This is a genomic window from Pseudomonas sp. RA_15y_Pfl1_P11, from assembly GCF_963970975.1.
Classification (GTDB): Bacteria; Pseudomonadota; Gammaproteobacteria; order Pseudomonadales; family Pseudomonadaceae; genus Aquipseudomonas; species Aquipseudomonas tritici.
This window is the reverse complement of record NZ_CAXAOY010000037.1, coordinates 1-13,763: the sequence shown is the minus strand read 5'-3', so window position 1 is coordinate 13,763 and position 13,763 is coordinate 1. Positions and strand designations below refer to the sequence as shown.

Genomic DNA, 13,763 nt, shown 5'->3' with positions numbered 1-13,763 from the left:
GGATATCAGCCATTTTTTGATGCACCGGTACAACTGGATTCGACCGCACCAATTTAATGGTGGGCTGCCACCGGCTCAGGCTGAGAAAAAACTTAACGTCGTGTCCGGGATCAGTTGACCACTACAAATGTTCTTTTTCATGAGGTGACTCCCGATAAATACCAATGTGTTTTCGGGGTGTTTTAATCCATAAATTGTCTACGTTGCAGACCTCTCCACCGCCTGAAATCGAGTCAATATGATTTCTTTCTCATAGAAAACCCTCAAACATCGTTGAAACCCGGCAAACCATTAGCTGTCCGCCAAGCCTTGATCGTACGAGTAATGCCCTCCGCTGAATTATCAGCACCTTCCTCGGGGTAATAAATAAGATCCGACCCCGCAGGGTGCTCGGTGATACGTTCAAATTCATCAAGTAAAGGATCTAAAACCTCATCTGGAGCACCTTTGTTTGCCTTAAATATTTCCTGCATGAAGCTAATGAATTGATCTTCTGTATATTCTGAAATACTCGATTTCATAGATCTATCTCCGATGAATATCAATGTGATTTTTTGGGGTTGTAACTCGCAGATTGTCTACATTGTAAACCGCCCCTCCTTCTGACACTAAATCGATATGGTGTAATTCAAAAGCACGTCTTTTCCCAACATGATCTTGCCTCCTAGTTTTGGGTGAAAAGCCGTCGTACATACGGTCTGTATTTTCGGAATTAAATTGTCTACCGAACTCCGAATCAACCGCCACAGCTTTCCAAAACGCCGTCCTAAACGCATCAAAACTACCAAAACTCTTCCCCCTCAGCTGATCCGCAATCCTCGTAGGAATCGGCACCCCCAGCCCAACCCCCGCGCCAGCTAGCCAGAGTCCATCTACATCTTGCCCTCTGCCTGTAACGACGCCCGGATCGAGCCGGACATTCATCACGATATATAGAGGTTTTATCCCCGAATCGGCCGGAAAAACCAAGATGAAATCCCTGTAGTCCGGCGGATGAATCGGGTCTACGATGATCTTGTCCGCCTGATCGGTCGGCGGAAAAATCCAGATTTGCGGGGCTTGTGGCGCAGCTTCCAGTGTTGGGATGCCCAGGGTATCGCCCGGGTTGACCGCCGGGGTCCAGATCAGCTCGACGCCGTCACCAAAATCCGCCACCTGTTGTGTGCCGCGTGGTTGAAACTGGATGACATCAATCATTTCCCAGTTGCGGTGTGTGCCGGTGTAGTAGCCGTAGCCTTTCAACGTGCCATCGGTTTGCTGCTCGACGTGCAGGCGCATCCTCGTGCGGGCTTTTTTGAGGGTTTGCAGTTGGTCTTCGGTATAAAGGGCGCTGTCGCCCAGGTTGGAGGGCCATACCAACGCCACAAGCCCCACCAGCAAGCCACTCGCCACGCCCGATAGAGAGCCCAGCGCCGTACCGCTCAGGGCGAGTCCACCTATGCCGACCGGCAGTGCGGTGCCACTGATTTTTTTCAGTGGCATACGCCCCAACTCATCGACTTCACGCCCGCCGAGCAACACCAGATCACCGTAGGCTTTCAGGCTGTCGGTGGGTACGAAACCTAGGGGTGAGCGGTAATCGATAACGGAGTTCGGCAGGTTACAGGACTTGGCAAATACGCACCCGATCGGTGCCGGAAGCGGCTCGGGGAAAGTCTCCACAGGTGCAATGAATTCACGAGTTGGAGCCGCCGATGCAGGTACAGGCTGCCTGGGAGCTTTGCCGGGCAGATAATTTTTGTTTGCCGGCCGCGGCGCCCTAGGCATCGGGCCAAGGCCTTGATTGCTTGCCATAAGCCTTCCTTGTTTCGGATACAAAAAAGCCTCCGTATCAGGAAGCTCATAGCCAGTCCAAACATTACTTAAAAAATCGGCTTGGCTATCGTGGGAAGGGTCCGAAAACAACGAAGGAGGCGTCTCGCAACATAAACGTCAGGGCAAAAAAAGCCCCGACCGGTATTTACCTTCAGAGCTTCTTGCAAAGCATCGATCACAACTTGGCGATCGACACCTCGGTGGATTTGACGAAAGCAATCACCTCGCTGCCGATCACCAGCTCCAACTCCTTGACCGAACGGGTGGTGATCACCGACGTCACGATGCCGGACGCGGTCTGCACGTCGATTTCCGAGAGCACGTCGCCTTCGACGATTTCCTTGATGGTGCCTTTGAACTGGTTACGCACGTTGATGGCTTTAATAGTCATGTTGTTTTTCCTTCAGGGGACAAGTGAGTTATTGCGCCCAACGCAATTGCGTAGGCAGCGGTGAAACAGGTTCGGGTTCCGGCGGGCTACCGGGTAACGACAACACACGGTTGAGCACTTCGGCTTCCAGCGCCGCCAGGCGATGCGAGCCGCGGGCCCGTGGGCGTGGCAGGTCGACGATCAGATCGAGGCCGATTTCGCCGTCTTCGATCAGAATCACCCGGTCGGCAATGGCCACGGCTTCGTTGACGTCGTGGGTTACCAGCAACACGGTAAAGCCGTGCTTGTGCCAGAGGTTTTCGATCAGTTGCTGCATCTCGATACGAGTCAGGGCATCCAACGCGCCCAAGGGCTCGTCAAGCAACAGCAGGCGCGGTTGATGGATCAAGGCGCGCGCCAGGGCCACGCGTTGCTTCTGCCCACCAGACAGCGCCGCCGGCCACTCATTGGCACGTTCGGCCAGGCCGACTGCTTCCAGGGCGTCTAACGCTTTGTGGCGCCAGTTGCCTTTAAGACCCAAGCCGACGTTGTCGATGATCTTTTTCCATGGCAGCAGGCGTGCTTCCTGGAACATTAACCGCGTGTCTTCAATCGCTTCGCTCAGCGGCGCAGAGCCGGCCAGCAGTTCGCCGCCGCTGGCTTTGTCCAGGCCAGCCAGCAAGCGCAATAGAGTACTTTTGCCGCAACCGCTGCGACCGACTACCGCTACGAACTGGCCGGCAGGAATGTGCAGGTCGATTTCCTTGAGCACTTCGCGCGCACCAAAAGCCTTTCGCAGTTTGCGCACCGCCAGGGGAATCCCCTTCAGCAGACGCGGAGGTTGTTGAGCGGTCATGCCGCACCTCCTTTATTCACTTGATACGCCGGGTGCCAGCGCAGCCACACACGCTCCAGGCCACGCGCGGCCAGGTCGGCGAGCTTGCCGAGGATCGCGTACATCACAATCGCGAGTACCACCACGTCGGTTTGCAGGAATTCACGGGCGTTCATCGCCAGGTAACCGATACCGGAACTGGCCGAGATGGTTTCCGCCACGATCAGCGTCAGCCACATGAAGCCCAGGGCAAACCGCACCCCCACCAGAATCGACGGCAGCGCGCCGGGCAGGATCACCTGACGGAACAGGCTGAACCCGGACAAGCCGTAGCTGCGCGACATTTCAACCAGCGCCGGGTCGACATTGCGGATGCCGTGATACGTGTTGAGGTAGATCGGGAACAGCGTGCCAAGGGCAACCAGGAAAATCTTCGCCGTCTCGTCGATGCCGAACCAGAGGATTACCAACGGGATCAGCGCCAGGTGCGGCACGTTGCGGATCATCTGCACCGAGCTGTCCAGCAGGCGTTCGCCCCACTTCGACAGGCCGGTGATAAAGCCCAGGGCCAGACCGATGCTGGCGCCGATCACAAAACCCAGGCCCGCACGCCAGCCGCTGATGGCCAGGTGTGTCCAGATTTCGCCGCTGGCCACCAGGTGGACGCCGGCTGCAATCACTGCGCTGGGGGCCGGCAGGATGCGCGTCGACAACCCGCCCGCCGACACCGACCACTGCCACACCGCCAGCAAGAGAATCGGCAGTACCCAGGGCGCCAGACGATGGCTTAGTTTTTCACAGTTCATGGCGCTGCCTCAGCTCTGTGACGCAGCGTTGGGAAGGATGTCGTTGGCGACCATCTCGCCGAACGGGCTGACGTACCCAGCGCTTTTCGGCAGCTCGGGACGCTCGATATCCAGGTGTGGGAACAGCAGCTCGGCGACGCGATACGACTCTTCCAGGTGTGGGTAACCAGAGAAGATAAACGTGTCGATGCCGAGTGCTGCGTATTCCTTCACACGTTCCGCAACCGTTGGGCCATCGCCCACCAGTGCCGTACCCGCGCCGCCGCGGACCAGGCCGACGCCGGCCCACAGATTGGGGCTGACTTCGAGGTGGTCGCGGTTGCCGCCATGCAAGGCAGCCATGCGTTGCTGGCCGACGGAATCGAAACGCGCCAAGGAGGCCTGGGCACGAGCAATGGTGTCGTCGTCCAGATGAGCGATCAGTTTGTCGGCGGCTTTCCACGCCTCATCGTTGGTTTCACGCACGATCACATGCAAGCGAATACCAAAGCGCACAGTGCGCCCGAGCTTCGCGGCCTTGGCCCGTACCTGTTCGATCTTTTCAGCGACGGCAGCCGGTGGCTCGCCCCAAGTCAGCACCATTTCCACTTGTTCGGCAGCCAGGTCCTGGGCGGCTTCGGAGGAACCGCCGAAGTACAGCGGCGGGCGTGGTTGCTGGATCGGCGGGTAAAGCAGCCTGGCGCCTTTGACGCTGATGTGCTCGCCGTCGTAATCCACGGTTTCGCCTTCCAGCACGCGGCGCCAGATGCGGGTGAATTCCACCGAGGCCTGGTAGCGTTCTTCATGGCTGAGGAACAGACCGTCGCCGGCCAATTCCTCCGGGTCACCACCGGTGACAAGATTGAACAACGCACGGCCGCCAGACAGGCGGTCCAGGGTCGCGGCCTGACGCGCGGCCACCGTCGGGGAAATGATCCCGGGGCGCAACGCGACAAGGAATTTCAGACGCTGGGTCACCGGAATCAGCGAGGCAGCCACCAGCCACGAGTCTTCGCAGGAGCGACCGGTAGGGATCAGCACCCCACCGAACCCCAGGCGGTCAGCAGCCTGGGCCACTTGCTGCAGGTAACCGTGGTCGACGGCGCGAGCGCCTTCGGCGGTGCCAAGGTAATGGCCGTCACCGTGGGTAGGCAGGAACCAGAAAATAGTGAGGCTCATGGAGTTGTCTCCTGAAAAATCGGATTACGGCGCTTTGGCAACGGCGGCGGGTGGCGTCCAGATCACGTCCTTGATGCTCAAGGGCGTGGGAATCAATTTGAGTTGGTAGAAGGTGTCGGCGATTTTCTGCTGGGCAGCGACCACTTGCGGGGTCAGGAACAGCGCACCGTAGCCTTGGCGTTTCATCGAGGTCAGGGTGATGTCAGCCGGCAGGCCGAGCAGCGGAGCGACTTGTTCAGTCACTTCCTGCGGGTTGGCCTTGGACCATTCGCCCACGGCGCGCACTTCTTCGATCAAAGCCTTGATCACTTCCGGATTTTTTTCAGCGTACGGCTTGGTCGCCAGATAGAACTGATGGTTGTCGGCGATGCCGGTACCGTCACGCAGGGTGCGCGCTTGCAGTTGTTTCTCGGCGGCGGCCTGGTACGGGTCCCAGATCACCCACGCATCCAGGCTGCCACGCTCAAAGGCGGCACGTGCATCGGCGGGCGGCAGGAACACGGTCTGCACGTCGGTGTATTTCAGGCCGGCGTCTTCCAGCGCACGTACCAGCAGGTAGTGCACGTTGGAGCCTTTGTTGAGCACGATTTTCTTGCCCTTGAGCTCGGCCACGGATTTGATCGGCGAGTCTTTCGGCACCAGGATCGCTTCGCTGGTCGGCGCGGGTGGCTCGTAGGCCACGTAGAGCAAGTCGGCACCGGCCGCCTGGGCGAACACCGGTGGGGTTTCGCCGGTCACGCCGAAGTCGATGGAGCCGACGTTCAGGCCCTCGAGCAATTGCGGCCCACCGGGAAACTCGGTCCATTGCACGTTCACGCCTTGGGCGGCCAGGCGTTTTTCCAGGGTGCCCTTGGCTTTGAGCAGCACCAACGTGCCGTACTTCTGGTAACCGATACGCAAGGTCTCGGCGGCTTGAGCTTGAACAATGGCGCCGAAGGACACAGCCGCAGCAAACAGTGCGACCAGACCACGACGCAAGATGACAGTGCGCATGGCGCTCTCTCCAAATGTGCGAATAGGGTTTTGGCTGCACCTGCTTGGCCGTTGGCGGCTGAGTAAGGTGAGTGTGACTTGATGTCGGGTACCGCTTAAATGCTCCAGCGAGCACTCAGCAAACGTTCATTCAATACATGCGGGTCCAGCGGTTTCGGGCGACGGGCCATGGCGCTGTAAAGCTGCTCCAGGGCTTCGTGTAGACGGTGTTCTACCACCGGCACCAACTGCGCCTGGACGCTGCCTTCGGCATAAGCGATCTGGCTGTCCTCGGCAAAAATGCCGTGGAGCAATTCCTGGGCTTTCAGCGCCGACAACACCGGCTTCAAGGCGTAGTCCACCGCCAGCATGTGGGCGATGCTGCCGCCAGTCGCCATCGGCAATACGATCTTGTGGGCCAGGGCGCGTTCGGGCAGCAGGTCGAGCACGGTTTTCAGCGCGCCTGAAAACGAAGCCTTGTAGACCGGCGTGGCAATCACCAGGCCATCCGCATTCGCCACCTGTTGCAGCAGGTCGATGACCTTGGGGCTGTCGAAGCGAGCGTGCAGCAAGTCTTCAGCCGGGAAGTCCCGTATCTGGTAACTCACCACTTCCACGCCTTTGTCTTGCAACCACTGACGGGTTTTATCCAGCAACACCCCGGAGCGGGAACGCTGGCTGGGACTGCCTCCAAGTGTTACGACCAACATGCAGGATTTCCTTGAGCAGGTGTCAGCGGTTCGCTGTGTGGCGATGGCGCCAAGATGGAACAGACCTTATCAGCAGATTTATATATCTTTAAATCTTATTTTTTCATTTGTTTATTCTTTAAATGCATATGAAGATTATAAATCTCCGGGCGAAAAAAAGGCCGTAAAAACGGCCTGTAAACCCCTGCTATGTGAGACTTGAAATGCAGCCCGCTCCCACATTGGGCCTGCGTTAACGATTCGGCTGAGGGGCAAGCCGCAGATACGGCTTCACCGCGCGATACCCCTTCGCAAAGCGCTTCTTGATCTCTTCCTCGTCCTTTAGCGACGGCACGATCACCACCTCATCACCGTCCTGCCAGTTGGCCGGGGTGGCGACCTCGTGGTTGTCGGTCAGCTGCAGCGAGTCCACCGCGTCGACCGACAGGGCAATCGCCTTGACGCCGCGCTGGGCAAATTCGCCCTTGAGCTTGGCGGTGAAGCCCAGCTCGGTGGTGCACACCGGGGTGAAGTCCGCCGGGTGGGGAAACAACACGCCCCAGCTGTCGCCCAGCCATTCGTGGAAACAAATCGTGCCGGCGCTGGAGTCCTGTTCGAAGTCGGGGCGATGTCGCCCAGTCTTAGGCTCATGGTGTGGCTCCTAGTGAGTGCTATGGAGCCCACTGTGCATGGGTTACGGATTACTTTAAAAGAATATTAAAAATCTGTTCATTGGACGTCGTGACGAGCGAGGAGCAACATCGATTTCAAGGTTCGAGAAGGCCTTGAGACGTTGTACTAAAGAGGGAATTCAGGGAGGGCTTACGGGGGTGAGCCCGCCTTGAGAAAAAGCAAAAAACCTCGCGCGAGCGCGAGGTTTTTTTTCAACTACTTCACTTAGTCTTACAGGAAGCTGTAAGTGTAGTTGAAGATCAGACGGGTCTGATCCTGATCCTGGATGCCTGTACCGCTACCACGATAAGCACCGTGGCGCAGCGTGGTACCGAAGCCCTTAAGCGCGCCTTGCTGAACGGTGTAGTCGATACGCATGTCGCGTTCCCACTCGGATTGATCACCGCTGCCGTTGCTGGCTTTGATGTTGTCACCGTGCAGATAGGAAATCGAGGTTTTCAGACCTGGAACACCCAGCGCAGCGAAGTCATACGAGTATTGACCGAAGGTAGTGTTTTCACCCGCGCGAACGAAGGAGTTGATCATGCTGTCGGTGAACAGATAGAAGCTTGAACCACCAGCACCCTCGTTACGGCCGTTACCGTCAACGACGCTACCTTGGTTCAGCCAAACAAAACCGCCGTCATCGTTGACGCGCTGATGGCCGACCATGAAAGCACTGCCACCCAAGGCGTAGGTGAACATGGCACTCCAGGTTTTGTTATCAACCTCGCCAGTGTTCTTAGCGTAGCCACCATTGTTGTTGAAGCCGTACCCAGCTTGACCATTCTTGCCATCGGAACTGCTGTCGAAGTAGCGCAGATCGGTCTTGAACGATTGACCTTCGCTGATCGGGTAAACGTGTACCAGACCGAGGAAGTGCTGCTTGTAGTAGTCTTCCAGATTCGCGTAGTAGTACTGCAGGGTCAGGTCTTTGGTGACCTTCCAGTCTGCGCCACCAAAACGGAACTGGTTGCTTTCCTTCGTTGCCTTCGAACCGCCGTTGACAGCCAAACCGGTGCTGTTGCTCGAAGCACGGCCAGTGGCGTGCTCAAGTTGACCGGCGTTGAAGGTCACATTGTCGATTTCTTTGGAGGTGATGGTGCCGCCTTCAAAGGTTTGCGGAAGCAGACGGCCGTCGCTTGCAATCAGGATCGGCAGGTTTGGAGCCAGTGCGCCACCCAAATGCGCTTCAGTCTTGGAGAAGCGGGCCTTGACGTTGGCGCTCGCGCTGCTCCAACTGCTTACGGCAGAACCGTCGGTGTCGCTTGGAACGAAGGAGTTGCTGTTTGGGTGATGGCCACGACCGCCGTCCAGGTGGAGACCCACCAGTGCCTGTGCATCAATCCCAAACCCAACCACGCCTTGAGTGAAACCAGACTGGTAGTTGAACTTCAAGCCGGTGGCTGTTTCGCGCTGATCCGCGCCACCATCACGCGCATCGCCATCAAAATACAACGTTCGGGAACTGACGCTTGCCTTGCTGTCTTCGATAAAACCGGCAGCGCCTGCGTGCTGGGCGATGGCGCCCAAAGCTACAGCCAAAGCCAAGGTGGACTTCTTCATGTAACGCTCCTCTCATTTCTAATTTTTGTAGTTCTTTGGTCTCGGGTCTGACGCCCTCGATCCACAGATGCGCGATTAGCACCGCATAGTGACTGACAAGTCAATCGTAACCTTGTGTGTCTACTACCTTCGTCTAACCGCAGTTGATTTGGTCCCTGCAGGGTAATGAGTTTTCCATACACCCAAAAAGAATTGCTTCATTCTTTTTTATACGATTAAGGAATAAAAATTTTCGTGATATGAGCCAGTCTACGTTGGCTGAACGCTACAAAAGCTATTCCTAAAGGGTATTTACCAGCGCACTTTTAGACCGTTTAGTCTGACTGTACTGTTTCATACGTCACTCACGATCAAAAAAGCGACGCCATGATGGCGAAGCGCACATCCTCCCGTCAATTTGTTACAGTTTTTGTATCTCTAATACTTTCTTTTGATGTCAAAGCCGCTGGTTCAACGGTGTGCCTACCATCGTATCGGCTCTGATCAATACTTCTGAAGTGATAGAAATGAGAAGGGGCTTGCTCCCGATAGCGGTGAGCCAGTCAAGTACTATCGACTGACACTCCGCCATCGGGAGCAAGCCCCCTCTTACACTTTGGCCTGCTTGACCGCCGAAATCGGGCCTACAAGGCCTTCTCAAAAATCTTCGAATTACGCTGATAGTTGTACAGCGAAGCCCGCGCCGAGGGCAGACGGTCCACGCTGCTGGGCACAAAACCGCGCTCACGGAACCAGTGGGCGGTGCGGGTGGTGAGGACAAATAACGTCTTCAACCCTTGCGCCCGCGCTCGGGTTTCGATGCGTTCCAACAACACATCACCCCGCGCGCCGTGGCGATATTCCGGGTTCACTGCCAGGCACGCCAGCTCACCTGCATCCGAATCTGCGATCTGATACAGCGCTGCACAAGCGATGATCATGCCCTCGCGCTCCACCACGCTGAACTGCTCGATCTCACGCTCCAGCACTTCCCGCGAACGGCGCACCAGGATGCCCTGCTCTTCCAACGGGCTGATCAGGTCGAGCAAGCCGCCCACGTCTTCAATCGCCGCTTCGCGCACCAGTTCAAATTGCTCCTGGGCCACCAACGTACCGCCGCCGTCACGGGTAAACAGCTCGGTGAGCAAAGCGCCGTCTTCGGCGTAGCTGACGATATGGCTGCGCCCTACTCCACCCCGGCAAGCTTCTGCGGCGGCGTCGAGTAATTCGGCCTGGTAGTTGCTGCCCAGGCGCTGCAGGTGGGCCGGCACTTGTTGCGGGCGCAGTTCGCGCACCAGGCGACCATTTTCATCGATCAGGCCCAAGTCGGCGCCGAACAGCAGCAGCTTGTCGGCACCCAAGTCGATGGCGGCGCGAGTAGCGACGTCTTCGCAGGCCAGGTTGAAGATCTCACCAGTGGGCGAATACCCCAGCGGCGACAACAGCACGATGGAGCGCTCGTCCAGCAGGCGATTAATACCCTTGCGGTCGACCCGGCGCACTTCGCCGGTGTGGTGATAGTCCACGCCATCCAATACGCCGATAGGGCGCGCGGTCACGAAGTTGCCGCTGGTCACGCGCAGGCGCGAGCCCTGCATCGGCGACGAGGCCATGTCCATCGACAGGCGCGCTTCAATGGCGATACGCAGGTGGCCGACCGCGTCGATCACACACTCCAGCGTCGCCGCATCGGTGATGCGCATGCCTTCGTGGTAAGTAGGGGTCAGGCCACGCGCTTCGAGGCGCACTTCGATCTGCGGGCGCGAACCGTGCACCAGCACCAGTCGCACCCCCAGGCTGTGAAGCAGCACCAGGTCGTGGACGATATTACCGAAGTTCGGATGCTCCACACCATCGCCGGGCAGCATGACTACAAAAGTGCAGTCGCGGTGGGCGTTGATGTAAGGGGACGCGTGACGAAGCCAATTAACGTAGTCGGGCATAGAACCTGGGCCTGTAATAAAAAGCAGCCGAAAAAGGATGAATCGTGAAAGCGCACAGCGGGCTGATGGTTATCGTCGGAACAGGCTTGGCGACACGCTCACTCTCCTTATGTACGAATGGGCAGAGGTTAATTTATGCAGGTTTCAGGCAGTAATGTTCGATCAGTTCCCGCAATAGACGCACTGTAGGCGTCAAGCGTGACATTTCGAGGTACTCGCCCGGCTGATGGGCGCAAGCGATGTCGCCAGGGCCAAGTACCAGGGTTTCACAACCAAGGCGCTGAAGATAAGGCGCTTCGGTGCCGAACGCCACTGCTTCAGCACGATGACCGGTCAATCGTTGCGCAACCCGCACCAGCTCGGCGTCTTCGGCTTGCTCAAACGGCGGCACTTCGGGGAACAACGGCGCGTAGTCGATCTTGACCTTGTGCCGCTCGGCCAAGGGTTCAAGCTTGTGCCGGATAGCCGCGCGCAACACCTGCGGGTCCATGCCCGGCAAGGGCCGCAGGTCGAACTCCAGGGAGCACTGGCCGCAGATGCGGTTAGGGTTGTCCCCGCCATGGATGCAGCCAAAATTCAGGGTCGGCTGTGGCACGCTGAATTGCGGATTGCGGTACTCACGTTGCCAGGCCAGGCGCAGCCCGCGCAGTTCGCCCATGGCGTCATGCATGGCTTCGAGGGCGCTGTGGCCCAGGCTTGGGTCCGACGAATGGCCACTCTGGCCGAGGATGTCGATGCGCTCCATCATCACGCCTTTGTGCAGGCGGATCGGCTTGAGCCCGGTCGGTTCACCGATCACCGCCGCGCGGCCCAACGGGCGCCCTGCCTCGGCCAGCGCGCGGGCGCCGGACATGGAACTTTCTTCATCGCAGGTGGCGAGAATCAGCAGCGGTTGCTTGAACGGTTGATCCAGTAGCGGCAGCACCGCCTCAATCGCCAGAGCAAAAAAGCCCTTCATGTCACAACTGCCCAGTCCTACCCAGCGGCCGTCGACTTCCGTCAGTTTGAGCGGATCAGTCTTCCACAGCGCGGCGTCATAAGGAACGGTATCACTATGGCCGGCCAACACCAGGCCACCGGGGCCGCTGCCGAAACTGGCGAGCAGGTTGAATTTGCCAGGGCTGACCTGCTGGATGTCAATGGCGAAACCCAAATCGCCCAGCCAGGTGGCAAGCAGGTCGATCACCGGGCGGTTGGTCTGGTCGAGAGACGCTTGGGTGCAACTGACCGACGGCGCGGCAACCAATGCGGCGAATTGCTCTTTCATGGACGGTAATGGCATTCGCGGTCTCCCAACTTCCCGGATGAGTCCCACTATAAAGGCATCTACACGACACAATAAACCGTTGCGGCACGTTGCCGGGCTCAGTCCTGTACACTGCACGACCTTGGCAGCCACTCTTTTTCCCGGCTGCGCTCCCGATCCTGGATTTTCCGGCCATGCAGAAAGAAACCGAAATCAAGCTCCGCGTCAGCCGCGAAACACTCGCCGCGCTGCGTGAGCACCCGCTACTGAAAAAACGCAACAAAAGTGGCTGGGAACGCCGTGAGTTGATGAACCAGTATTTCGACACCCCCGAACGCGACCTGGCCCAGGCCAAAGTCGCCCTGCGCCTGCGCAAGGACGGTGACGATATCATCCAGACCCTCAAGACCCGCGGTCAGAGCGTCGCCGGCTTGTCGGAACGTAACGAATACAACTGGGACCTGCCCAAAGCCAAGCTCGACGTGAAGAAACTCGACGGCGAATGCTGGCCGGAGCAACTGGCCGAGCTGGACAAAAAGACCCTCAAGCCGATCTTCACCACCGACTTTGTGCGTGAACGCGCCGAAATCGCCTGGGGCCGTGGCAAAGCCAAGGTGGTGATCGAAGCCGCTTTGGACCTGGGACACGTGGTGGTTGGGAAGCAGAAAGAAGAAATCTGCGAGCTGGAACTGGAACTGCGCGAAGGCGAACCGGCTGCCCTGCTGGAACTCGCCGCCGAGCTGGCTGCGACCCTGGCGCTGATGCCTTGCGACATCAGCAAGGCCGAACGTGGCTACCGCTTGTATGACGCCAGCAGCTACTCGTTGAGCCTGCCAGCGCCGCAGATCCACGCCGAAATGCCGTTGGACGATGCCTTCGCTGCGATCATGTGGCACCTGCTCGGCAGCAGCCAACGCCTGGCCGAGCAATACCGTTTCAATGGCCACTGGCGCCTGTTGCAAGACTGGGTCGACACCCTCGGCGAACTGCGCGCCCTGATCGGCAGCCTCGGCCAGGCCGCACCGCGTCAATCCACCAGCGAACTGCGCAGCGCACTCGATGCACTGCTGGAAGACTGGCGCCCACTGGTACAAGCCGGTGACGACGATGAAGACATCCGCAAAGCTGCGCCTGAGCAGTTCGCCGAAGAGTTGGAAGACCTGCGCTGGGGCCAGTTCTCACTGAACGCCTCGCGCTGGCTGCTGGCTCGCACCTGGACCGCCGACCGCAATGTGCGTGGCAACCGCCAGGGCGCTGCGCAAATCACCAACTGGCTGCCACGCCTGCTGGCCGACGATGCAGTCGCCCTGCAATTGCCGCGCTACCAGCAGCAACCGGAAGACCTGGCTGAGCAACTGCCGCGTATCGAACGCATCCAGGCCTGGCTGCACCATGCGCGTAACGTGGTCGACCTTCTGGAGCTGGACCGCCTGTATGGCGAGCTGAACAAGTTGGCGCAACTGGCCAATCAGCCGATCACCGATGAGTCGCTGGATGCGCGGATGCATCAGGCGATTGCGGTGTATCAGAACCGTGCCTGGAAGACTTTGCTGCGTCTGTAATTCAAAGGACGCCTCGGTCAAAGTGTGGGAGGCCCCACTACATCTTCGACGTAGCGCTGTCGCGCATCAAACTGGTTCATCGTAAGGTTATAGAACGCGTGCGGGGCAAAGGCCGTAGCCAGCACTGGTGTGTCAGCACCCGAGTGGGAG

General features: G+C 58.3%; 13 protein-coding genes and 1 pseudogene. 1 reads left to right on the top strand and 13 read right to left on the bottom strand.

The features are described 5' to 3' along the window. Positions 1–121: 121 nt before the first annotated feature. From AACY44_RS27890 to argE, 13 genes and pseudogenes are all read right to left on the bottom strand, one after another. Positions 122–238, bottom strand: a complete 117-nt coding sequence (locus AACY44_RS27890; RefSeq protein ID WP_445261145.1) for a hypothetical protein — start codon at positions 236–238, stop codon at positions 122–124. A 25-nt stretch (positions 239–263) separates the two neighbouring features. Beyond that, on the bottom strand, positions 264–521 hold the full coding sequence (locus AACY44_RS27325) for a bacteriocin immunity protein (protein WP_339456007.1): 258 nt from the start codon (positions 519–521) through the stop codon (positions 264–266). Positions 522–525: 4 nt separating this feature from the next. Further along, complete coding sequence (locus tag AACY44_RS27320; RefSeq protein WP_445261144.1) at positions 526–1,767, bottom strand: S-type pyocin domain-containing protein; 1,242 nt, start codon at positions 1,765–1,767, stop codon at positions 526–528. A gap of 223 nt (positions 1,768–1,990) precedes the next feature. Then, positions 1,991–2,206, bottom strand: coding sequence for a TOBE domain-containing protein (locus AACY44_RS27315; RefSeq protein WP_003213899.1), 216 nt, complete (start codon positions 2,204–2,206; stop codon positions 1,991–1,993). Positions 2,207–2,234: 28 nt separating this feature from the next. Next, positions 2,235–3,041, bottom strand: a complete 807-nt coding sequence (gene ssuB / locus AACY44_RS27310) for an aliphatic sulfonates ABC transporter ATP-binding protein (protein WP_339436169.1) — start codon at positions 3,039–3,041, stop codon at positions 2,235–2,237. After that, positions 3,038–3,826: an aliphatic sulfonate ABC transporter permease SsuC gene (gene ssuC / locus AACY44_RS27305; protein WP_339415195.1), complete on the bottom strand. Its 789-nt coding sequence runs from the start codon at positions 3,824–3,826 to the stop codon at positions 3,038–3,040. Before ssuC ends, ssuB begins: the two co-directional genes overlap by 4 nt. 9 nt (positions 3,827–3,835) lie before the next feature. Then, a complete protein-coding gene (gene ssuD, locus AACY44_RS27300; RefSeq protein ID WP_339415194.1) occupies positions 3,836–4,984 on the bottom strand; it encodes an FMNH2-dependent alkanesulfonate monooxygenase in 1,149 nt (382 codons plus the stop codon). 24 nt (positions 4,985–5,008) lie between these two features. Further along, positions 5,009–5,977, bottom strand: a complete 969-nt coding sequence (locus tag AACY44_RS27295) for a sulfonate ABC transporter substrate-binding protein (protein WP_339427626.1) — start codon at positions 5,975–5,977, stop codon at positions 5,009–5,011. Between the two features lie 95 nt (positions 5,978–6,072). Next, the gene (gene ssuE, locus AACY44_RS27290; protein WP_339415192.1) at positions 6,073–6,666 is read right to left on the bottom strand and encodes an NADPH-dependent FMN reductase; all 594 of its coding nucleotides are present in this window, start codon (positions 6,664–6,666) and stop codon (positions 6,073–6,075) included. Between the two features lie 232 nt (positions 6,667–6,898). Beyond that, a pseudogene (locus AACY44_RS27285) lies at positions 6,899–7,296 on the bottom strand (redoxin domain-containing protein). Positions 7,297–7,548: 252 nt separating this feature from the next. Beyond that, the gene (locus tag AACY44_RS27280; RefSeq protein WP_339415191.1) at positions 7,549–8,883 is read right to left on the bottom strand and encodes an OprD family outer membrane porin; all 1,335 of its coding nucleotides are present in this window, start codon (positions 8,881–8,883) and stop codon (positions 7,549–7,551) included. A 623-nt stretch (positions 8,884–9,506) separates the two neighbouring features. Further along, positions 9,507–10,805 (bottom strand): amino-acid N-acetyltransferase, encoded by a 1,299-nt coding sequence (argA, locus tag AACY44_RS27275; protein ID WP_065891333.1) that lies wholly within the window; start codon positions 10,803–10,805, stop codon positions 9,507–9,509. Positions 10,806–10,938: 133 nt separating this feature from the next. Then, positions 10,939–12,087 carry an acetylornithine deacetylase gene (argE, locus tag AACY44_RS27270; protein ID WP_339415190.1) on the bottom strand — a complete coding sequence of 383 codons (1,149 nt, stop codon included), beginning with the start codon at positions 12,085–12,087 and terminating at the stop codon, positions 10,939–10,941. Between the two features lie 158 nt (positions 12,088–12,245). Here argE and AACY44_RS27265 point away from each other — a divergent pair, with 158 nt between their 5' ends. Beyond that, a complete protein-coding gene (locus AACY44_RS27265) occupies positions 12,246–13,613 on the top strand; it encodes a CYTH domain-containing protein (protein WP_339415189.1) in 1,368 nt (455 codons plus the stop codon). Positions 13,614–13,763: the final 150 nt, after the last annotated feature.